The sequence below is a fragment of the Curtobacterium sp. MCLR17_007 genome, from assembly GCF_003234655.2.
GTDB lineage: Bacteria > Actinomycetota > Actinomycetes > Actinomycetales > Microbacteriaceae > Curtobacterium.
On record NZ_CP126271.1, the window covers coordinates 595,590 to 615,601 of the forward strand.

The 20,012-nt window shown below is 72.6% G+C and carries 20 protein-coding genes; 6 read left to right on the forward strand and 14 right to left on the reverse strand.

The annotated features are described in order from the left end of the window. Positions 1–49: 49 nt before the first annotated feature. Positions 50–919 carry a VOC family protein gene (locus DEJ13_RS02895; protein ID WP_111107702.1) on the reverse strand — a complete coding sequence of 290 codons (870 nt, stop codon included), beginning with the start codon at positions 917–919 and terminating at the stop codon, positions 50–52. 52 nt (positions 920–971) lie between these two features. Continuing rightward, positions 972–1,748, reverse strand: coding sequence for an SDR family oxidoreductase (locus DEJ13_RS02900; RefSeq protein WP_111107703.1), 777 nt, complete (start codon positions 1,746–1,748; stop codon positions 972–974). Between the two features lie 69 nt (positions 1,749–1,817). Here DEJ13_RS02900 and DEJ13_RS02905 point away from each other — a divergent pair, with 69 nt between their 5' ends. After that, the gene (locus DEJ13_RS02905) at positions 1,818–2,342 is read left to right on the forward strand and encodes a hypothetical protein (protein WP_111107704.1); all 525 of its coding nucleotides are present in this window, start codon (positions 1,818–1,820) and stop codon (positions 2,340–2,342) included. Positions 2,343–2,754: 412 nt separating this feature from the next. On the opposite strand, the gene DEJ13_RS02910 is transcribed toward DEJ13_RS02905, so the two are convergent. From DEJ13_RS02910 to DEJ13_RS02930, 5 genes are read right to left on the reverse strand one after another with little or no spacing between them, the layout of a single operon-like run. Continuing rightward, entirely contained in the window at positions 2,755–3,075 is a 321-nt protein-coding gene (locus DEJ13_RS02910; protein WP_056123076.1) for a hypothetical protein, read from the reverse strand. A gap of 9 nt (positions 3,076–3,084) precedes the next feature. After that, positions 3,085–3,711 carry a response regulator transcription factor gene (locus tag DEJ13_RS02915; RefSeq protein ID WP_111107705.1) on the reverse strand — a complete coding sequence of 209 codons (627 nt, stop codon included), beginning with the start codon at positions 3,709–3,711 and terminating at the stop codon, positions 3,085–3,087. Beyond that, entirely contained in the window at positions 3,708–4,913 is a 1,206-nt protein-coding gene (locus DEJ13_RS02920) for a sensor histidine kinase (RefSeq protein WP_111107706.1), read from the reverse strand. The genes DEJ13_RS02915 and DEJ13_RS02920 overlap by 4 nt, the downstream gene beginning before the upstream one ends. A 23-nt stretch (positions 4,914–4,936) precedes the next feature. Further along, positions 4,937–5,752 carry an ABC transporter permease gene (locus DEJ13_RS02925; RefSeq protein ID WP_258374165.1) on the reverse strand — a complete coding sequence of 272 codons (816 nt, stop codon included), beginning with the start codon at positions 5,750–5,752 and terminating at the stop codon, positions 4,937–4,939. Beyond that, positions 5,749–6,690 (reverse strand): ABC transporter ATP-binding protein, encoded by a 942-nt coding sequence (locus DEJ13_RS02930; protein ID WP_111107707.1) that lies wholly within the window; start codon positions 6,688–6,690, stop codon positions 5,749–5,751. The genes DEJ13_RS02925 and DEJ13_RS02930 overlap by 4 nt, the downstream gene beginning before the upstream one ends. 185 nt (positions 6,691–6,875) lie before the next feature. Here DEJ13_RS02930 and DEJ13_RS02935 point away from each other — a divergent pair, with 185 nt between their 5' ends. Continuing rightward, positions 6,876–8,081 (forward strand): PP2C family protein-serine/threonine phosphatase, encoded by a 1,206-nt coding sequence (locus tag DEJ13_RS02935; RefSeq protein WP_111107708.1) that lies wholly within the window; start codon positions 6,876–6,878, stop codon positions 8,079–8,081. 4 nt (positions 8,082–8,085) lie between these two features. On the opposite strand, the gene DEJ13_RS02940 is transcribed toward DEJ13_RS02935, so the two are convergent. Both DEJ13_RS02940 and purD read right to left on the reverse strand, forming a co-directional pair. Next, positions 8,086–8,961 (reverse strand): phosphoribosylaminoimidazolesuccinocarboxamide synthase, encoded by an 876-nt coding sequence (locus DEJ13_RS02940; protein ID WP_056123062.1) that lies wholly within the window; start codon positions 8,959–8,961, stop codon positions 8,086–8,088. Next, on the reverse strand, positions 8,958–10,226 hold the full coding sequence (gene purD, locus DEJ13_RS02945; RefSeq protein ID WP_111107709.1) for a phosphoribosylamine--glycine ligase: 1,269 nt from the start codon (positions 10,224–10,226) through the stop codon (positions 8,958–8,960). Before purD ends, DEJ13_RS02940 begins: the two co-directional genes overlap by 4 nt. A 57-nt stretch (positions 10,227–10,283) precedes the next feature. Here purD and DEJ13_RS02950 point away from each other — a divergent pair, with 57 nt between their 5' ends. Next, positions 10,284–10,646: a sterol carrier family protein gene (locus tag DEJ13_RS02950; RefSeq protein ID WP_111107727.1), complete on the forward strand. Its 363-nt coding sequence runs from the start codon at positions 10,284–10,286 to the stop codon at positions 10,644–10,646. Between the two features lie 316 nt (positions 10,647–10,962). Here DEJ13_RS02950 and DEJ13_RS02955 read toward each other — a convergent pair whose 3' ends face one another. Further along, positions 10,963–13,551 (reverse strand): helix-turn-helix transcriptional regulator, encoded by a 2,589-nt coding sequence (locus tag DEJ13_RS02955; protein WP_181437105.1) that lies wholly within the window; start codon positions 13,549–13,551, stop codon positions 10,963–10,965. A gap of 106 nt (positions 13,552–13,657) precedes the next feature. Between DEJ13_RS02955 and DEJ13_RS02960 the strand changes: the two genes are divergently transcribed. After that, positions 13,658–14,053, forward strand: coding sequence for a hypothetical protein (locus DEJ13_RS02960; protein ID WP_181437106.1), 396 nt, complete (start codon positions 13,658–13,660; stop codon positions 14,051–14,053). 84 nt (positions 14,054–14,137) lie between these two features. Here the strand turns inward: DEJ13_RS02960 and purF are convergent, their stop codons facing one another. Beyond that, complete coding sequence (gene purF, locus DEJ13_RS02965) at positions 14,138–15,595, reverse strand: amidophosphoribosyltransferase (RefSeq protein ID WP_056123050.1); 1,458 nt, start codon at positions 15,593–15,595, stop codon at positions 14,138–14,140. 71 nt (positions 15,596–15,666) lie between these two features. On the opposite strand from purF, the gene purM reads away from it, so the two are divergent. Next, a complete protein-coding gene (purM, locus tag DEJ13_RS02970) occupies positions 15,667–16,764 on the forward strand; it encodes a phosphoribosylformylglycinamidine cyclo-ligase (protein WP_111107712.1) in 1,098 nt (365 codons plus the stop codon). A 365-nt stretch (positions 16,765–17,129) separates the two neighbouring features. Here purM and DEJ13_RS02975 read toward each other — a convergent pair whose 3' ends face one another. Continuing rightward, positions 17,130–17,348, reverse strand: coding sequence for a DUF3073 domain-containing protein (locus DEJ13_RS02975; RefSeq protein WP_111107713.1), 219 nt, complete (start codon positions 17,346–17,348; stop codon positions 17,130–17,132). Between the two features lie 174 nt (positions 17,349–17,522). Between DEJ13_RS02975 and DEJ13_RS02980 the strand changes: the two genes are divergently transcribed. Next, on the forward strand, positions 17,523–18,641 hold the full coding sequence (locus DEJ13_RS02980) for an NAD(P)-binding domain-containing protein (protein WP_111107728.1): 1,119 nt from the start codon (positions 17,523–17,525) through the stop codon (positions 18,639–18,641). 223 nt (positions 18,642–18,864) lie between these two features. On the opposite strand, the gene DEJ13_RS02985 is transcribed toward DEJ13_RS02980, so the two are convergent. After that, on the reverse strand, positions 18,865–19,182 hold the full coding sequence (locus DEJ13_RS02985) for a DUF3072 domain-containing protein (protein WP_111107714.1): 318 nt from the start codon (positions 19,180–19,182) through the stop codon (positions 18,865–18,867). Between the two features lie 46 nt (positions 19,183–19,228). Next, entirely contained in the window at positions 19,229–19,987 is a 759-nt protein-coding gene (locus DEJ13_RS02990) for a hypothetical protein (protein ID WP_111107715.1), read from the reverse strand. Between the last annotated feature and the right edge of the window lie 25 nt (positions 19,988–20,012).

Genomic DNA, 20,012 nt, shown 5'->3' on the forward strand with positions numbered 1-20,012 from the left:
GGGTCCATCCTGCCCGGACGCTGCCGAGCCGGGCGGACGCGGGCTCGGATCAGCCCCGACCGGGCGCCGTGACCTCGATGCGGTTCGCCCACGGGTCCTCGAACGCCACGGTCCGGCCGTCGTCGGCGGTCTGCACCCCGGTGTCGTGCATCCGTGCGACCAGTGCACCGAGGTCGTCCGTGCCAGGGACCTCGATGCGCACGAGCCCCAGGCCGAGTGCGAGCTGCCGGCGTCCGGCACCGCGGGAGTTCCACGTGTTCATCGCCATGTGGTGGTGGTAGCCGCCGGCGCTGACGAACAGGGCCTCGCCCCAGCCCGCCGTCGTCGCGAAACCGAGCTGGTCGACGTAGAACGCCTTCGCCGAGGCCACGTCGCCCACGGACAGATGGACGTGTCCGACACGACCCGGGGCAGTGGCTGCCGACTCGAGCGCGGACGACGTCAGGTGCTCCTGCAGGAACGCGTTCGGGTCGACGTGGATCGTCGCCATGTCGACCATGCCGTGCGTCCACGACCACTCGGTGCGGTCGCGGTCCCAGTACAGCTCGACGCCGTTGCCCTCGGGATCCGTGAAGTAGAAGGCGTTGCTCACCAGGTGGTCGGCGCTGCCCGTGAACGCCTGCGGGTACTGCGTCGCGACGGAGTACAGCGCCGCGGCCAGGTCGGCCCGGGTGTCGAAGAGGATGGCGGTGTGGAACAACCCGGCCTCGTGCGCTCCTGCGTGCCGCAGCTCGGGGGCGTGTTCCAGGACCACGATCGGCGTCGTGCCGCGGCCGAGCACGGCGACCCCGCCGGCGTTCGACAGCATGGTGAGCCGGACGCCGTCCCGGTAGAAGGCGGTCATCCGGTCGAGGTCGGCGACCCGGAGCGTGACGGCGCCCATCCCGGTGTCGGCGGCGAGGAGGTCCTGCGTGTGCATGACCTCAGTGTGCGCCGATTTGGTTGACGCGTCAACTAAATGCACTCCGGAATCACCGCGCGCTGAACCCGCCGTCCGACTTCAGCAGCTGCCCGTTCACCCAGCCGCCGTCCGGCCCGAGCAGGAACCCGACCAGCGCGGCGGTGTCGGACGGCAACGACGGCCGTCCGAGCGGCGTCTGGTCCGCGGCCGACTGCCGGATCGCGTCGGTCATCCACCCGGTGTCGTTCGGCCCGGGACTGACCAGGTTCGCACTCACCCGGACGTCGCCGAGCTCCTGCGCCGCCCCGATGACGAGTCGGTCGAGCGCGCCCTTGCTCGTGCCGTACGGCAGGTTGAAGCCGACGTGGTCACTGGTCAGTGCGACGACCCGACGGCGGTCGATCGGTGCGTCCGCCCCGGCCCGGAGTCGTGCCGCGTACGCCTGCACGAGCAGGAACGGAGCACGGACGTTCACCGCCATGTGCCGGTCGAACGACTCGAGCGTCGTCGTGGCGAAGTCCGAGGCGACCGACTCGCAGTGCGACATCACGATGGCGGTCACGGGGGCGCCCGCGTCGTCCTCGGCGCGGCCGACGAGCGCGGCTGCCTGCTCTGGGTCGGCCAGGTCGACCGGGAGGCGCGACACCCGTGCGCCCGCGTGCTCGCACTCGGCGACGACGGAGTCGATGCCGTCCGGATCGGCCGCACCGTGCACCCGCTCGTCGTACGGGCTCCACCACGACAGCGCGAGGTCCCAGCCGTCCGTCGCGAGACGCGACGCGATCGCGGCGCCGATGCCGGCCCTGCGGCCGACACCCGTGACCAGGGCGAGGGGTCTGTGGGACATGCTGCGGGCCTCCTGTCCGGCGCTCCGGTGCGTCGACCCGCCAAGCCTCGCACAGGGCAGGATGGGCGGATGGCCCGCTCCCGTCCCGCTCCGGACGCCATCGCCGTCGAGCACGTCCGCGACCGGCTGTCCTCGTACGTGTACGGCAACATCACGGTGCTCGCCGCCGCGATCGCCGTCGACCCGCGCGCCATCGAGCACGGCTCGGCGGTCTGGGCCGTGCTCGGCACCGCGGTCCTGACCTACGCGGCGCACGTGCTCGCGCACCTCGTGGCACACGGCGTCGGCGAGCAGGACACCACCGACGCCGCGCGCCGCGAGTCCGCCGCGACCATCGCCCGGAACGCCAACCCGATCGCGACCTCGGGCCTCATCCCCGCGGTGCTCTACGCGGTGGCGTGGGTCGGGTGGCTCCCGTCGCCGTGGGCGCAGACGGCTGCGCTCGTCATCCTGGTCGTCCGCATCGGGCTGGTCGGCGTGTTCATGCAGCGGTTCAGCGGGCAGAAGCCGACGTTCCCGGCGCTGTGGGGCGGGATCGTGCTCGCAGCGGTCGCGTTCGTCATCGGTCTCGTGAAGGTGCTCCTGACGCACTGAGCGGGGCGTGGGCGGGCCGGGCGAGCACGGTGCGAGCTTGCGGCGCGCGAGCCCGGTGGTGCGCGGTTGCGGCCGTCGGCGCGCGTGGTGCGAGGTTGACCGCCGGGTGCGGGGCAACAACCGCGCACGGGGCGGTCAGGCGGGCACGGCGCAACAGCGGCGCACGGTGCGCGGTCGGCGCGCGCGAGCCCGGTGGTGCGAGGTTGACCGCCGGGTGCGGGGCAACAACCGCGCACGGGGCGGTCAGGCGGGCACGGCGCATCAACGGCGCACGGTGCGAAGTTGCGGGCGTCGGCGCACGTGGTGCGAGGTTGACCGCCGGGTGCGGGGCAACAACCGCGCACGGGGCGGTCAGGCGGGCACGGCGCAACAACCGCGCACGGTGCGCGAAGCGCCGCGCCGCCCGCGCCCGTCAGCAGCCGGTGGACGACAGCGTCACGTCGGTGACCTGCCCGCTCAGGATCGTGGTCGACTGCGCGCAGAGCCCGTCCGCGCGAACCCGGACCTTGCCCACGGCGACCCCGGCGAACTCGAGGGTGTCCCCGGGGAACGCCTTCTGGTGTGCGGCGGTGCGCCCGTTCGGCACGAGGACCTCGACGAAGTAGGACTGCTCGGCCTCGTTCGGCGAGACGGTCACGGCGATCCGCCCGGTGGAGTCCTGGGCCTTGCAGCCGGTCAGGACCAGGGCCGCGGCGAGTCCGACGACGAGGGCGGTGGCGGGGCGACGGAACACCCCACAAGCCTACGCGGACCCGAGCAGCCACCCGTTGTCGGCCGCCACGCGCAGCGCCTCGGTGGCGTTCCGCGACGCTGTCTTGCCGATCGCCGCGGACAGGTGGTTCCGCACGGTGCCCTCGGACAGGTGCAGGGCCGCCGCCACGCCCGCCACGGTCGGGGCCGTCCGGAAGGCGATGAGCGCGTCCGTCTCACGCTTGGTCAGCGGTGACGGCCCGGCGGCGAGTGACTCGGCTGCCAGGACCGGGTCGACCACGCGCAGCCCGGACGCGACCCGGCGGACGGCGTCGGCGAGCTGTTCCGCCGGCGTGTCCTTGACGACGAACCCGGCTGCCCCGGACTCCAGTGCGCGCCGCAGGTACCCGGGTCGCCCGAACGTCGTCACGATGAGCGACCGGCACGCCGGCAGCGAGGCGGCGAGCTGCGCCGCGGCCGTGAGCCCGTCGGCCCCGGGCATCTCGACGTCGAGCAGCGCCACGGTCGCGCCGCTGGAGCGTGCGGCGTCGAGCACCTCGTCCCCGCGCGCGACCTGGGCGACGACGTCGATGTCCCGCTCGAGCGACAGCAGCGACGCCAGCGCACCGCGGACGAGGGCCTGGTCGTCGGCGATCAGCACGCGGATGGTCTCGGTCACCGTCGCCCTCGTTCCACCCGCAGCAGGAACCCGCCCAGGTCGCTGGTGCCCGTGGCGAGGGTGGCCCCGACGGCGTCGGCCCGTTCTCGGAGGCCGCGCAGCCCGTTGCCGCCGAACACGGGCGTGCCGACCGCCGGCCCGTCGAGCGACCCGGTGCCGTCGTCCTCGACCGTCAGTGCGGTGCGGCTGATCGTGATCCGGACGGCCGACGCGCCGGCGTGGCGGAGCACGTTCGTGACGCCCTCGCGGAGCACCCAGGCGAACAGGCTGCGCGTGTCGGCCGCGGCGGCGTCCCCGGACGCGGGCAGCTCCGCCGCGATCTGCGCGGCCGACAGCGCGGCCCGGGCGGACAGCAGCTCGGCGTCGAGCGAGGCCTCGCGGTACCCGCTCACGGCCTGGCGGAGCCCCTGCAACGCCTCGCGCGCCAGCCGCTCGACGTCCTGCATCTCGGCCTTCGCCCGCACCGGGTCGCTGTCGACCAGGCGTGCGGCGAGCTCGGACTTCATCGTGACGACGGTCAGCGAGTGCCCGAGGACGTCGTGCAGGTCCCGCGAGAACCGGGCTCGTTCCTCGACCACGGCCAGCCGCGTGATCTCGTCCTGCGCGACTCCCAGTCGGTCCTCGGCCTCGCGTTGGCGCCCGAAGAACACCATCGAGGCGCCGACGGAGATCGTGATGAGCGGCGCGAACAGGATCCCCGAGGCCGACGCGGTGTCCCAGCCGATCGTGGCGGCGACGGCGAGCTGTCCGGCGACGGTGAGCCCGGTGACGGCCATCGCCACCCAGCGCCGCGCCGCGACGAAGCCCGACAGGGACACCAGGAGCAGCCACGACCACACCGCGAGGGGCCCGAGGACGGCGAGCAGCAGCCCGGAGCAGAGCGCGAAGAACCCGACGACGACGACGCGTCCGACCAGGGCCCGGCGCCACATCAGCTCGGGTGCCACCATGAAGAACGCGTAGACCAGCGCGAGCGACGCGGTTGCGGTCAGGTGGTCCCGGAACGACCCGCCGTCCGTCCACAGGGCGATGAGCAGCAGCGACTGCCACAGCAATCCGAACACCGCCCCGCCGTACCAGCGGCGTCGTGCCTGCGCGATCTCGGCGGCGTCGTGGCTGGGCGCGGCGGCCCACGGGAACGACCGGGAGCGCGACGGACGGGAGGCCCGTGGGGCCTCCCGCACGCTCGTCACGTCGTCCACGTGGGCGAGTGTAGGGCCGTCGGTCACTGGCGTGCCGCGTCGCGGCGGTAGCGCCAGACGATCACCGCGCCGAGGGCCACCGCCCAGCCCGTCAGCACCAGCGCGGGCTCGAGCATGCCGCTCGTCCCGGTGGCACCGGCACCCATCTGCCCGATCCGGTTGAGCCAGTACGACGGCAGCAGGTGCGCGACGTCCGCCATCCACGCGGGCATGATCGACAGCGGGACCCACAGCCCGCCGAGGATCGCCAGCCCCATGAACACGACCATGAACAGGGGCTGGGCGAACGCGGGCTTCGCGAACTGCCCGATCAGGACCGCGATGAGCGCGAAGGGCACGACCCCGCACCAGATGCCGAACGCGGCCGCGGCCCAGTGCCCGGCGTCGAGCGAGGCATGCAGCGCGAGGACCGCCACGACGACCGTGACCGCGATCGACATCGCCGCGAACGCCATGGCGGCGACGACCTTGGACACCAGGAACGCCCACCCCGACAGCGGCGTGACGCGGAGCTGCCGGTTCCAGCCGAGGGACCGCTCGTTGACGATCGCGAAGGCCTGGCTGAGCGCCGCCATCATCGCGCCGTACGACGCCATCTGCAGGGTCGTCACGACCAGGTACTGCAGGTGCGTCGTGGGGTCCTGCTGCGACCCGTAGGCCGCGCCGAACACCAGCAGCATCACGACCGGGACGGCGAAGGTGAACACCATCGCGCGGACGTTGCGGAGCTGGCGCTTCGTCTCGAGCAGGACGTACCGGAGCGGCAGTCGACCGCCGCCCAGGACGGTGTCGAGCGGGCGTGCTGTCGTGGCGACGGTGGTCGCGGTGGTCGTGGTCATGCGGACACTCCGGTCGTGTCGGCGGACGCGGTGTCCGCAGTGAGGGCGAGGAACGCGTCGTCCATGGTCGAGGCGACCACCTCGACGTCGTGGGCCGCGGGGAACGTGCCGAGCAGCGCGCGGAGCGTGGTGTCCGAGTCGTCGGTGCGCAGCGTGACGGAGCCGTGCCGCGCCTCCAGTCCGACGGTGCCCGGCAGCGCTGCCAGCGCGACGTGCTCGCGGTCGGGGACACCGCGGAACCGGATGGTCCGGGTGGCCGCGATCGCCTTCACCTCGGCTGGGGTGCCGTCGGCGACGACGCGACCGGCGCGCAGGATGACGATGCGGTCCGCGAACGTGTCGGCCTCGTCGAGGTAGTGGGTGGCGAAGACGACCGTGCGGCCGGCGTCCGTGAACTCGCGCATGGACGACCAGAAGGTGTGGCGTGCCTCGACGTCCATCGCGGCCGTCGGCTCGTCCAGCACCAGCAGGTCCGGGTCGGAGACCACGGCGACGGCGAACCGCGCCCGCTGGAGCTGGCCGCCGGACAGCTTGGCGACCCGGCGGCCGGCGATGTCGGTGCAGCGCGCGCGGCGGAGGGCATCGTCGACGGGCATCGGCGTGCGGTGGGCTGCGGCCACCAGGGCGACGGCCTCGCGGACCGTCATGTCGGGCAGCAGCGCGCCGCCCTGCAGCATGGCGCCGACGCGACCGGCGACGACCGCGTGCCGCGGGTCCGCGCCGAACAGCCGCGCCGTGCCGGCGGTCGGGGTGGCCAGGCCCAGGACCAGGTCGACCGTCGTGGTCTTGCCGGCGCCGTTCGGGCCGAGGAGGGCGACGACCTCGCCCGGACGGATCGTCAGGTCGACGCCGTCGACTGCGGTCACGGCGCCGAAGCGCTTGCGCAGGCCGGTGAGCTCGATGACCGGGACGTCGTCCCGGGCTGCTGGTGTGTTCATGACCCCAGCGTGCTGTCGCGAGGGGCCTCGGCCATGGGGCGTCCGTCACGGATGCGGCATGACATCTGTCACGGGCTGCGGTGCGGGCTCCGTCGGCATCGTGGCCGGAGTGACCCGTCTACTGGGGGTCCTGGTCCTCCGAACGAGGGACACTCACTGTCCGGTCCGCGCGTTAGCGTGGGTCCATGGCAACCGAGACCGCGAGCACCGTGCAGTCGACCACGCCCGGGCAGGACGCCGCGCGGCGTGCGGCACTGCTCGCGGCGCTCGACGTGGTGCAGGGCGGCGCCGAGGAACGCTTCGAGCGGATCACCCGCATCGCGCGTGAGGCCTTCGGGGTGTCGGGCTCCTTCCTGAACCTGGCCGGGGACGACCACCTGACGATCAAGTCGCAGCAGAGCGACAAGCGCTTCGACCCGGTCATCCCGCTCGACGACACCTTCTGCGGGCGCACGTTGGCCAGCCCCGGGCCGGTGCTCGTGCCGGACGCGCTGCGCGACGAGCGGTTCCGCGACCTGCCGATGGTGCTCCAGGACCCCAACGTCCGCTTCTACGCCGGCGTCCCCCTGCGGCTCGGCGCCGAGCACGTCAAGGTCGGCACGCTGTGCCTGATCGACCCCCAGCCGCGCACCCTCGACGACGACGACGTCGCCCTGCTGCAGGAACTCGGCATCTGGGCGGAACGCGAGCTCGCCGCCGGCGCCGACGAGGACCGCCTGCGCTCGGTGCTCGCCGGACTCGAGCCGGGTGCCGTGGACGTGCCGGGCTACCAGATCACGGGCCTGTCGGTCCCGCACGGCGTCGTCTCCGGCGACTTCCACGACTGGCACGTCTCCGACCGCGGACTGCACGTCACGGTCTCCGACGTGATGGGCAAGGGCATGTCGGCCGGGCTCCTCGCCGCGAACATCCGCGGGGCGCTGCTCGCCCGCGGTGCTGCGACCGCGCCGAACGCCTTCGGGGCCGTCGAGGCCCAGGTCGCGCCCGAGCTCAGCCGTGCCGAGTCGTTCGCCACGCTCTTCCACGGGGTGCTCGAGCCCACCACCGGTGTCGTCGAGTTCATCGACGCCGGGCACGGTCTGGTGCTGCAGCTCCACCACGACGGGACCGAGACGATCCACCGCTCGCTCGACCTGCCGCTCGGGCTGCACCCGGTGGGGTTCGAGCGGACGACCGGGACGCTCGAGCTCGAGCCCGGCGACGTCCTGATCGTGGTCAGCGACGGGGCGCTCGAACTCTGGGACTCGACGCTGGCATCGTTGTCGCGGCTCGGCGGGCTCTACCGGAGCTCCGCCGACGTCGAGACGTTCCTCGGCCGCATCCGGGCACGTGCTGCCTCGCACGACCCGGGTGACGACCTGACCGTCGTGGTGGTCGAGCGCGCCGCCTGACGGGTCAGGCGCCGAGGCGCTCGATCAGCTCGCGGTACCGCGTCGCCGTCCGCTCGACGATCGCATCGGGCAGCACCGGCGGCGTGCCCTGCTTGTCCCAGTTGGCGCTGAGCCAGTCGCGCACGATCTGCTTGTCGAACGAGTCCGTTCGGGAGCCGTCGTCCGAGGCCCGGGCGTCCCAGTAGCGGCTGGAGTCGCTCGTGAGGACCTCGTCCCCGATGCGGATCTGACCGCTGCGGTCGTGCCCGAACTCGAACTTGGTGTCCGCGATCACGACCCCGCGCTGCAGGGCGATCGCCGCGGCTTCCGAGTACACGTGCAGGGACAGGTCGCGGAGCGTCGCCGCGACGTCGGGCCCCACGAGCGCTTCGGTGCGCTCGTAGGAGATGTTCTCGTCGTGCTCGCCCTGCGGCGCCTTGTACGCCGGGGTGTAGATCGGTTCGGGCAGCCGGTCGCCGTTCGACAGCCCCGACGGCAGCTCGACGCCGCAGACGCTGCCCGACTGCTGGTACTCGACCCAGCCGCTGCCGACCAGGTAGCCGCGCACGACGCACTCGACGGGGAACATCGTCAGGGGCATGACGTGCATCGCCCGTGACGCGACGGACGACGGCACCGGAGTGCTGGTGGCCGACGGGCCGAGCAGGTGGTTGGGGACGTCCCCGAGCTGGGTGAACCAGAACCGGGACAGGCGGGTCAGGAGCTCGCCCTTGCCCGGGATCGGCGGCTCGAGGGCGAAGTCGTAGGCGCTGACCCGGTCGGAGGCGACGAGCAACAGCTCGGTGGCGCCGGCGACGTCGGCGGTGTCGGCCGGCACGTAGAGCTCGCGGACCTTGCCGGACGAGACGTGCCGCCAGCCGTCGACCTGCGGGGCGCTCATCGGGTGACCTCGGCCGCGATGTCCGTGCGGTACTGCCCGCCCTGCAGCGCGATGTCGTGCAGCCCGGCGTACGCGCGCTCGCGGGCCTGGGCGAAGTCCGAGCCGGTCGCGACCACGCTGAGCACCCGGCCGCCGGTCGCGACGAGCTCGCCGTCGAGGACCCCGGTTGCGGCGTGCAGCACAGAGACGCCCGGTCGGGCGTTCGCGTCGTCGACCCCGGTCAGTCGACGGCCGGTCACCGGGCTGGCGGGGTAGCCCTCGCTCGCCAGGACGACGGTGACGGCTGCCAGGTCGTGGAACTCCGGCGCGGGCACGCCACCGAGCTGCCCGGTGGCGGCCGCGAGCAGGAGCCCGCTGAGCGGCGTGGCCAGGCGGGGCAGGACGACCTGGGTCTCCGGGTCGCCGAAGCGTGCGTTGAACTCGATGACCCGCACGCCCTGTTCGGTGACGATGAGCCCGCAGTAGAGCAGCCCGACGAACGGGGTGCCCTCGTGCTCGAGCCGGCGGATCGTCGGGAGTGCGACCATGTCGGCGACCTCGGCCACGAAGGCGGCTTCGGAGCCCCAGCGCTCGGCCAGCCACGGCAGCGGGGAGTACGCGCCCATGCCGCCCGTGTTCGGCCCGACGTCGCCGTCGCCCAGGCGCTTGTAGTCCTGTGCGGGGCTGAGCGGGGCGATGTCGTGCCCGTCGCTCAGGAAGAACAGCGACACTTCTTCGCCGTCGAGGAACTCCTCGACCACGACGGGGCCGTGCTGCAGCCAGTACGTGGCGTGGTCGACGGCCGCCTGGCGGTCCGACGTCACGAGCACGCCCTTGCCCGCCGCGAGGCCGTCGGCCTTGACCACGTAGGGGGCGCCGAGCTCGTCGATCGCGGCGACGGCTTCGTCGAGGGTGCCGGCGGACACCGGGCGGCCGGTGGGGACGTCGGCGTCGGCCATGACCCGCTTCGCGAAGGCCTTCGAGCCCTCGAGCGCCGCGGCGGCCTTGCTCGGCCCGAAGACCGCGATGCCACGCGTGCGGAGCGGGTCCGCGACGCCGGCGATCAGCGGTGCCTCCGGCCCGATCACGACGAGCTCGACGTCGTTCTCGAGCGCGTACTCGGCCACGAGCGGGCCGTTCGTGGGGTCGAGCGCCACGGTCTCGACATCGGCAGCGATGCCGGCGTTGCCGGGCGCGACGGTGATGACGTGTCCGGCGTGTTCTGCCAGGAGCGCCGTGGTGATTGCGTGCTCGCGGGCACCGGAACCGAGGACGAGGATTCGCACCCGATCACCCTACCGAGACGCGGGGGGCCGCCGCAGTGCACCGGATAGCCTGTGGACATGCCGGGCAGGACGATCGACGACGCCGAGGGAGCAGCGGCGCTGCAGGCCGTGGTCGGCGGTGCCACCGACCGGGCGTCGGTCGCGACCGCGGTGCGGTGGACGCTGCAGCGCCTGGCCGAGGACGTCCCGGGCAACAGCGTCGAGGTGCGGGTCCCGCCCTTCGCGGCGGTGCAGGCGGTCCCCGGTCCCCGGCACACCCGGGGGACCCCGCCGAACGTGATCGAGACCGACGCCACGACGTGGATCGCGCTCGCGACGGGCGCGCTCCGGTGGGACGACGCGTCCGTGGCGACGAGGGTCAGCGCCTCCGGTTCGCGGGCCGACCTGGCGTCGTTCCTGCCCGTGCGCACGACGGTCTGATCGGGCAGGAGCACCTCGACACGCCCGTCGGTACCCGCGGGGATCGAATTAGGTAACACCTACCGATGTGCCGATCCGCGCCGCGGTCCTAGCGTTGAAGTCACCGGGATTCGGACCCGACCCGAACGGGTCCGAACCCGGCAACAGGGGCAACGGTACGCGATGTTCGGCATTCCGTGTCAACCATCCGGCGTGGCGTGCTGCATTCCGCAACGAAACTGCCGAATCCGGCGGCCCCGAAGCCGTTCGACCGACGAGACAACGACGTCCTGTCGGTCGTCCAGGCATCCGGCGCTGCGAGACCGACGGCCCGGGGTCAGACCACCCGCAGCAGGTCCGCCAGCTCCGACCGCGAGTGCAGCTCCCACTTCTGGAACACCTTCGACAGGTGCGCGTCGATGGTCCGCACCGACAGCCCGAGCTGCTCGGCGATGAGCCGGTTCGACAACCCCCGCGCGGCCAGTTCCGCGACCTCGTGCTCGCGTCGGGTCAGCGGCAGCCGCGCCAGGTTGTCCGAGACGTAGAGACCGCACCGTGCCAGCCCGGCGTACGACGCGACCACCCGCGTCCGGTCCCCGGACCTGGTCGCGTCGGCGTACTCGCGCACCGCAGCCGCGAGGGGGCCGTCCACCCGGGCGGCGGCCTCGCGCAGCCGTCGGAGCGTCGGGGTCGTGTCCAGGCCGTGGACCAGGGTGGCGGCGTGCAGCAGCAGGTGCCCGGAGAACACGCCGAGCCACGACCCTGTCGCCGTCGACCGGGCGATGACCTCCTCGGCGTGCTCGCGGCCGAGCGGGTTGCCGAGCAGTACCTCGGCCCACGCCACCGACGTCGGCATCTGCTCGCCGGTGATCCGCATCGCACGGGGTGGCACGGACCGCCAACGGCCGATCGCCGCCGTCGCCTCCTCGACCCGACCTGCCGAGGCCAGTGCCATCGCCAGCCGCGACCACGGGTAGGCCCCGAACCCACCGAGGTCCGCGATCGCGTACCGCTCGCACGCCGCCGAGAAGGCCGCGACCGCGTCGTCCCACCGGCGCTGCCCGATGGCCAGGTTGCCGGCCCCGATCAGCTCGAGCGTGAAGTCGTACTTCAGGAAGGGGTTGGACCGCTTCACCGAGATCGACGTGATCATGTCCTCGTAGTCGCCCCGCCAGACCTGCACCTGGTGCATGACGGACAGCAGTTCGCCGACGCTCCACGGCGCCTCTTCCACGTGCACGGTCGCGGTGGCGAGCGACGCGGTGCCGAGCGACATCGCATCGTCGAGCCGTCCGGCGGTCGCGAGGGCCATCACGGCGCAGGGCGCGACGCAGAGGAACGACATCGGCACGGTCGGTGCGTGCACGATCCCGGAGCGTTCGACCTCCTCGCGGACCTCGACGAAGTCGCCGCCCCAGCCCAGGTGCGCCAGGCGGAGCAGTCGCAGCCGCTCGACCGCGTCAGGGCCGCCGACGTAGGCGACCGCGGCGTCGGTGAGCGCGACGGCGGCCATCGTGTCGTCGTCGTGGAACTGGCGGATGTTCGCCAGGGTCTCGCACGCCTCGATCACGACCGCGTCCGCGACCTCGCCGCGGCGTGCGCGGACCAGGTCCCAGGCGGCCTCGGCGTCGGCACGGCCGGCCTCGCGCCCGGTGCTGTAGCCCCGCGCCAACGACCGGAGGCAGAGCGCGACGACGCGTTCGGTCGGCGTCAGGTCCACGCGGAGGGCGGCCGAGCTCAGAGCGACGGCGCTCTCGAGTTCCTGCAGCCCGCTGGCCACCTGCGCCGCGTCGAGCAGCTGGGCGACCGGGGGCCGGACGCCGCACTCGAGCGCCCAGAGCGCGGCCCGGAGCCGGGCGGCGGGCGTGGCGCCCTCGTGGTGGTCGGCGCGGAAGGCGTTCGCGCGGGCGAACAGCGTGGTGCGGCGCGCGACGGGCACCAGGGACCGGACGACCTCGCCGACCAGGGGGTGCGACGGACGGACGATCGGGGCGCCGTCGGCGAGCGAGTCGATGCGGACCAGCCCGAGCGCGACGACGTGGTCGACGTCCCCGCCTCCGACCAGCCCGAGCAGCCGTGACAGTGGGATCGGGTCGGCCAGCGCGACGATGTCGACCACGTCGCGCAGGTCCTCGGGCAGCGCGCCGAGCTCGGTGCGGTACATGTCCGACAGGCTGTTCGAGGCGGTGATCCGTCCGCGCCAGTACCACCCAGAGGCCGTGTGCTCGAGCGCACCGGTCGCCAGCGCCGCCCGGACGACCTCGCGCAGGTAGAGCGGGTTCCCCTCGGTCGCCCGGTGCACGCGTTCGACCGAGGCCGACTCGAGCGGGGCGTCGAGCGCGTCCTCGATCAACCGCGCGGTGTCCTGCAGGTCGAGCGGGCCGAGGTCGATCCGCTCGAGCAGGTCGTCCTGCCAGAGCGAGCGCAGCGGCTCGGCCAGGGCGGTGAAGTCGCGACACGTCAAGACGATCCGCGCGTCCTGGTGCCGCACGAGCCAGGCCACGTACCGCGCCGAGATGGCGTCGAGGTGGTCGGCGTCGTCGATGCGGATGAGCAGGTCGCGGTCGATCGCGTCAGCCGCTTCGCGCAGCCGGCGTTCCGATCCGGTCTCGTCGGAGAGCACCTCGGCCGGCAGGTCGCCGAACCGTTCGGAGATCGCTCCGAACGGCATCGAGGTCCCGGTGGCGACGGCGGTGATCGGCACGACGAGTGTGCGGCCGCTGCCGTCGCGGCCCGCGACACGGTCGGTGACACGGGCTGCCGAGGTGCTCTTCCCCAGCCCGGGGGCACCCACCAGCGCGACGCTGGTGCGGTGCTCGGCGACGACGGACACGGCGCGGTCCTCGTCCGCACGCTGCACGATCGGCCACGCGATCCGAGCGGGGACGGGTCGACCGCGCGCCCCGACAGCGGTCGATCGGGCCATGGGGACACCTCCGTCCTCGGGATACCAGTGGGTACGCACCATCCTCCACCGGATCGGCGGGCGGCGGCAGGCCTCGTCACGTCCCACAGTGGGGGACAATGGCAGTGTGAGCAACACCGATCGACCCGACGACGCCCCGGTTCCGGAGCCCGCCACCGTCTCCTCGTCCGACGAGGTGACCATCCGTCGCGCGCCCAAGTTCGGCGTCTTCATCGTCGGCGGAGCCGTCCTCGGCTTCATCGTCGTCGTCATCATCGTCGCGCTCACCCGGGACATCGACCGCGGCGGCCAGGCCGAGACGGTCAGTTTCAGCGGCCTGGTCGGCTACTTCGGCCTGTGGGGTGTGGCCATCGGCGGCTTCGTCGGTGCGGTGGTCGCGATCGTCCTCGACCGGGTGCTCGCGCGCCGCGCCGCCCGCCTGACGGCGCAGCGCGTCACGGTCGACACCCCGCCGGACACGGTCGAGGGCGAGATCGAGGACCACGGCGACCAGCAGTCCTGATCCGCACCGCACACGGACTGGAGGCCCCTTGCCAGCTGGCAGGGGGCCTCCAGTCCGTCGGTCGGTCGCTTCGGCGAACCGCGCTCAGCTGAGCTGGTTGGCCTCGACCCAGGACAGGTACTCCGGGGTCACCGTGCCGGTGACGTACTCGCCCGTGAAGCAGCTCATCTCGAGGTCGGTGACGTCCGAGCCCTCGATGATCGCGTCGCGCATGTCGCCGATCTCCTGGTAGATCAGGTGGTCGCTGCCGAGCACGCGGTTGATGTCCGGGATCTTCCGGTCGTGCGCGATGAGCTCCTGCCGCGTCGGCATGTTGATGCCGTAGACGTGCGGGTAGCGGACGGGCGGGGCGGCGCTCGTGAAGGTGACCTCGTTCGCGCCGGCCGCGCGGGCCATCTCGACGATCTCCTTCGAGGTCGTGCCGCGCACGATCGAGTCGTCGACGATCAGGATGTTCTTGCCCTTGAACTCGGACGACATCGCGTTGAGCTTCTGGCGGACGGACCGCTTGCGCTCCGCCTGGCCCGGCATGATGAACGTCCGGCCGACGTAGCGGTTCTTGTAGAAGCCCTCGCGGTACTCGATGCCGAGCTTCTGCGCGACCTGCATCGCTGCCGGCCGGCTGGAGTCCGGGATCGGCATCACGACGTCGATGTCACCGGTGGGGGCGTACTGCGCGATCGTGTCGGCCAGCCGGTTGCCGAGCCGCAGGCGGGCGTCGTAGACCGAGATGCCGTTCATCACGGAGTCCGGGCGGGCCAGGTAGACGTACTCGAACGAGCACGGCACCAGGCGCGGGTTCTGTGCGCACTGGCGGGCGTGCATCGTGCCGTCCATCTCGATGAAGACGGCTTCGCCCGGGGCCACGTCGCGGACGATCTCGTAGCCACCCGACTCGAGCACGAGCGACTCGGACGCGACGACCCACTCGGACTTCTCGGCGCCGTTGAACCGGTGCCCGAGGATGAGCGGCCGGATGCCGTACGGGTCGCGGAAGGCCAGCAGTCCGTGCCCGGCGATCGTGGCGATGGCGGCGTAGGAGCCCTCGACGCGCTCGTGCACACGCTCGACGGCGTCGAACACCTGACCGGGGTCGAGGTCCTTGCCGCGCACCTGGCCCTGGAGCTCGTGCGCGAGCACGTTCACCAGGAGCTCGGTGTCGGAGCTGGTGTTGAGGTGGCGTCGGTCGATGTCGAACAGCTCACGCGTGAGCTCGCGCGTGTTCGTCAGGTTGCCGTTGTGCACGAGGACGATGCCGTACGGCGCGTTCACGTAGAAGGGCTGTGCCTCTTCTTCGTTGCTGGCGGCGCCCTTGGTGGCGTAGCGCACGTGGCCGAGGCCCATCGTGCCGAGCAGCGCGCGCATGTCGCGGGTGCGGAAGGCCTCGCGCACGTGCCCGCGGGTCTTGTGCATGTGGTGGATGTGCCCCTCGACCGTGGCGATGCCGGTCGAGTCCTGTCCCCGGTGTTGCAACAGGAGCAGTGCGTCGTAGATGGATTGGTTTGCTGGCCCCTGGTTGACGAGGCCGACGATGCCGCACATGCGCGGAGTGCTCCAGACCGTAGGATCGGGTGGTACCGAACAAGTCTGCCATGCCCCGCGGAGGACGACGTATGCCCAACCCCTACGCCGAGGCCGGCGTCGACACCGCTGCCGGTGACCTGGCCGTCGAGCTCATGAAGTCCGCCGTGTCGGCCACGCACAACGCCTCCGTGCTGGGCGGAGTGGGTGGCTTCGCCGGGCTCTACGACGTCTCGTTCTTGAAGGACTTCTCACGACCGCTGCTCGCGACGTCCACCGACGGCGTCGGCACGAAGGTCGCCATCGCCCAGGCGATCGACAAGCACGACACCATCGGGCAGGACCTGGTCGGCATGGTCGTCGACGACATCGTCGTGGTCGGGGCGACGCCGATGTTCATGACGGACTACATCGCCTGCGGGCGCGTGGTGCCGTCGCGGATCGCGGACATCGTCGCCGGGATCGCCCGCGGGTGCGCCGAGACCGGCACCGCGCTGGTCGGCGGCGAGACCGCGGAGCACCCGGGGCTGCTCGGCCCGGACGACTACGACGTCGCCGGTGCCGCGGTCGGTGCGGTCGAGGCGTCCTCGGTGCTCGGTGCCGAGCGCGTCGAGGACGGGGACGTCGTCGTGGCGATCGCCTCGTCCGGCCTGCACTCGAACGGCTACTCGCTCGTCCGGCACATCCTCGGCCAGCGGGGGGTGTCCTACACGGACACGCTGCCCGAGTTCGGCTCCGGCACCGTCGGCGAAGCGCTGCTCGAACCGACCCGGCTCTACACGACGCCGCTGCTGTCGGTCATCGCCGCGCACGACGGTGCCGTCCACTCGCTGTCGCACGTGACCGGTGGTGGCATCGCGGCGAACCTGGCGCGCGTGCTGCCCGTCGGGTCCTGGGTCGAGGTCGACCGCGCCACGTGGGAGCCCCTGCCCGTGTTCCGGGTGCTCGCCGACATGGCGGACACACGGATCGAGGACACCGAGGGCACCTGGAACCTCGGCGTCGGGATGTTCGCGGTCGTCGCGGCCTCGGCGGCGGACGCCGTGGTCGGTGCGCTCGGGGCCGCTGGCCTGGCATCGTGGCCGGTCGGTGTCGTGTCGATGTCCGCGCGTGAGCTGGACGGGTTCGAGCAGGGCGCGAAGGGCGTCGACGGAGGAGCCGTTCGGCTGACCGGGTCGTACGCGGGCTGAGGCGCCGCGCGCGGGGGTGCTGCGCAGCGTTGTCCGACCCGGGACGACAGTGTCGGTGTCGTACGACGTCGGTGGTGTCGCGTGGGCGGCGGGGTGCCCGTGGTGCGACGTTGACGGTGTCGTACGATGTCGTCGGTGTCGCGCGGGCGGCGGGGTGCCCGTGGAACGACGTTGTCGGTGTCGTACGACGTCGGTGGTGTCGCGCGGGCGGCGGGGTGCCCGTGGAACGACGTTGTCGGTGTCGTACGACGTCGGTGGTGTCGCGCGGGCGGCGGGCTGCGGGACATGCGCTGCGCCGGGCCGGTCACCCGCGCACACGGAAACGCCACGCTGCCCGGGGGCGGCGCGGCGTCATCGAGTCGAGGTCAGGCGGACTTGTTCTGGTCCTGCTGGGGCTCGAACTCGTCGTCCTCGTCCTGCGGCTCCGGTTCGTACTCGTCGGCCCAACGGTCGACGTAGTCCTCGCCCGAGTGCTGCCCGGAAGCAAGCTCGCGTTCGAGTGCACCGTAGTTGGTCTCCGGGCTGAAGTACTTCAGCTCCCGAGCGACCTTGGTGTGCTTTGCCTTCTGACGGCCGCGCCCCATGCGTGACCCCCTCGTGTGTCGGCTCGTGTCCGGTCACACGGGAGACGAGTCATCACCCGGGGAATCCGAACGGTTCGTGGTTGGAAATCTGCCGATCACTCTACCATGCAGCCCTGTCCGGACCCGCCGCACGACGAGCCCGGTCGTGCGGGTTCGTCCGGCAGAATCATGGCGATGACCGACCCGACGCCGGAGCCCCTCCCGGACGACCAGCACGCTCGTGTCGTCGTGATCGGAGCGGGCCAGGCGGGGCTCTCCGTCGCGTACCACCTGCGCCGTCTGGGGCTCACACCGGGGTCGGACCTCGTGGTCCTCGACCGGGCGCCGAGCACGGGCGGCGCCTGGCAGTTCCGGTGGGAGGCTCTGCGACTCGGGTGGGCCCACCGTGTGCACGACCTGCCGGGCATGCCGGAGATGGGCCTGCGGTTCGAGGACGCCGACCGGTCCCGACCCGCGCGTGACGTCGTCGGCGAGTACTACCGACGGTTCGAGCAGTACCACGGGCTGCAGGTCCGGCGGCCGGTCGCGGTCACGGCCGTCGCCCGCGTCGACGGTGGTCTGCAGGTCGCGACGCGGTCCGCGGACGGCCGGACGCAGCGGATCGTCGCGGAGGCCGTCGTCAACGCCTCGGGCACGTGGGGCACGCCGTTCGTGCCGTGGTACCCCGGCCGCGACACCTTCACGGGTCGGCAGGTGGACACGACGGAGTACCGCTCGGCGGACGAGTTCGCCGGGCAGGACGTCGTCGTGGTCGGCGGTGGCACCAGCGCGATCGGGTTCTTGCTCGAGCTCGACGGTGTCGCGCGCTCCACGCGGTGGTTCACGCGTCGGCCGGTGGTCTGGGCGGACGGTTCGGCGCTCGACGTCGAGTCGGCGGTCGCTGCGGTGGCCGAGCAGGACCGGGCAGCCCGCGCCGGCGAGGTGCTGCCGAGCATCGTCAGCGGGACGGGCGTGCCGGTGTCCGACCGGATCCGCGAGGGCCTCGACCACGGGGTGCTGCGCGACGAGCCCGTGTTCACCGCGATGGACCCCGACGGGGTCGTGACCCGCAACGGCGAGCACGTGCATGCCGACGCGGTCATCTGGGCTACAGGCTTCCGGGCCGACCTGCGGCACCTGGCGCCGCTGCACCTGCGGACCGAGCACGGGGGCGTCGCGGTCGTCGACGGGCAGAGCGTCGACGAGCCACGGCTGTTCCTGGCTGGCTACGGTCCCCAGGCCTCGACGATCGGCGCCAACCGCGCCGGACGACGTACGGCACGCCAGGTGATGGCGCTGCTCGTGCGCGACTGACCTCGCACGGTGCGAGGTTCGGCGCCCGCGCAGACCGGCACGGTGCGAAGTCCGCGCAACCCGGTGCACGGCTGACCGCCTGGTGCGAGCATGGTTCCTCGCACCACACGACCAACCTCGCACCACACGACCAACCTCGCACCGGGCACGAACGTCGCACCGTGCACGAAGCGCAGGTCACGAACGTCGCACCGTGCAGGAAGCGCCGGTCAGGAAGCGCAGGTCAGGACGTCGCGCCGATCGTGCCGGACGTGTCCGACCCGTCCGGGGTGCCCCGACCGGTCTCGTGCTGCAGGCGGTCGATGTGCTCCGACGCCTCGGCCTTGGTCAGGTCGGCGGGGAGTTCCTCGCCGGCTTCGCGCGCCAGGGTGTCGAGGTAGCTGCGCTGCGGCCCGGTCATGGGCTCGTCGCCGGTGACCCACTGCTCCGGGTCCTTGCTGGCGGTGGTGGAGGGATCGGGACGGGCGCCGCCGAGGGTCTCGCCCGAGTGGTCGGCGTCGGCGTCGTGTGCAGGCGTGGGGGTGGAGTCCGAGGAGGTCATGCCACGGACGCTACGCCGCACCCACTGACACCCGGGGGACACACGGTCAGACGGGCGAGGCCGTGTAGCGCACCAGGTCGGGCCCGACCTCGTTCGCCGCGATCGGCACCGAGCGGTCGTCTCGCCGGATCCAGATCGTGTTCGCCGGCTCGTCGAGTCGCTCCACGGGGAAGAGGGTGCCGTCGAGCAGCACCGCGGCGCGCACGTGCACCCGGCCGGACGACGCTCGACGCGGCAGCCCCGGGACGTCGTCGGCGTACGAGGGGTACTCTCCGGGCGCGAGCAGCGGGCTGATCGGCGTCGTCACGATCTCGGTGCCGGCGGCGCCGGACTCTGTCGGCACGTCGGCGCGCACCGTGACCAGCCGGACCACCTGGTCCTTCGGCAGGGGCACGTCGACGACGCCGGAACCGGCCAGCGCGCGGAAGGCGGGCCGGCCGTCGGGGCCGAGGTGGGCCTCCTGGCTGTCGATCCGGACGCGACCGCGTCCCCGGGTGTCCGCGTAGGTGCCGGGTGACAGGTCGGACCGGCGGGCCTCGATGTCGGGGACGACGACGCGGTCCGGCCGGTACCAGTCGCGGAGCGTGGCGGGGTCGACCCAGCCGATGCTCGCCACGCCGCGGGCGAGGGATGCGTCGTCGTCGAGGGGGCGTTCGTCGACCGCTCCGAGCGGGTGCGCGCCGAGGACGGCGACCAGGCCCTCGTGGTCGTCGTCGCGGTGGTCGAGCACCTCGACGCGCTGGGAGACCTTGCCGCCGTGGCCGTCGAACGTCGCGAAGGTGCGCAGGTCGGGTGCGTCGGTCATGGCATCAGATCGTAGGCCGGGAGGC

Bases quoted from the DNA above. Each gene is read 5' to 3' on its own strand.
- DEJ13_RS02895 (WP_111107702.1), bottom strand. From the start codon at position 919: ATGCACACGCAGGACCTCCTCGCCGCCGACACCGGGATGGGCGCCGTC.
- DEJ13_RS02900 (WP_111107703.1), bottom strand. From the start codon at position 1,748: ATGTCCCACAGACCCCTCGCCCTGGTCACGGGTGTCGGCCGCAGGGCC.
- DEJ13_RS02905 (WP_111107704.1), top strand. From the start codon at position 1,818: ATGGCCCGCTCCCGTCCCGCTCCGGACGCCATCGCCGTCGAGCACGTC.
- DEJ13_RS02925 (WP_258374165.1), bottom strand. From the start codon at position 5,752: ATGACCACGACCACCGCGACCACCGTCGCCACGACAGCACGCCCGCTC.
- DEJ13_RS02930 (WP_111107707.1), bottom strand. From the start codon at position 6,690: ATGAACACACCAGCAGCCCGGGACGACGTCCCGGTCATCGAGCTCACC.
- DEJ13_RS02935 (WP_111107708.1), top strand. From the start codon at position 6,876: ATGGCAACCGAGACCGCGAGCACCGTGCAGTCGACCACGCCCGGGCAG.
- DEJ13_RS02940 (WP_056123062.1), bottom strand. From the start codon at position 8,961: ATGAGCGCCCCGCAGGTCGACGGCTGGCGGCACGTCTCGTCCGGCAAG.
- DEJ13_RS02950 (WP_111107727.1), top strand. From the start codon at position 10,284: ATGCCGGGCAGGACGATCGACGACGCCGAGGGAGCAGCGGCGCTGCAG.
- DEJ13_RS02955 (WP_181437105.1), bottom strand. From the start codon at position 13,551: ATGGCCCGATCGACCGCTGTCGGGGCGCGCGGTCGACCCGTCCCCGCT.
- purF (WP_056123050.1), bottom strand. From the start codon at position 15,595: ATGTGCGGCATCGTCGGCCTCGTCAACCAGGGGCCAGCAAACCAATCC.
- purM (WP_111107712.1), top strand. From the start codon at position 15,667: ATGCCCAACCCCTACGCCGAGGCCGGCGTCGACACCGCTGCCGGTGAC.
- DEJ13_RS02975 (WP_111107713.1), bottom strand. From the start codon at position 17,348: ATGGGGCGCGGCCGTCAGAAGGCAAAGCACACCAAGGTCGCTCGGGAG.
- DEJ13_RS02980 (WP_111107728.1), top strand. From the start codon at position 17,523: ATGACCGACCCGACGCCGGAGCCCCTCCCGGACGACCAGCACGCTCGT.
- DEJ13_RS02985 (WP_111107714.1), bottom strand. From the start codon at position 19,182: ATGACCTCCTCGGACTCCACCCCCACGCCTGCACACGACGCCGACGCC.
- DEJ13_RS02990 (WP_111107715.1), bottom strand. From the start codon at position 19,987: ATGACCGACGCACCCGACCTGCGCACCTTCGCGACGTTCGACGGCCAC.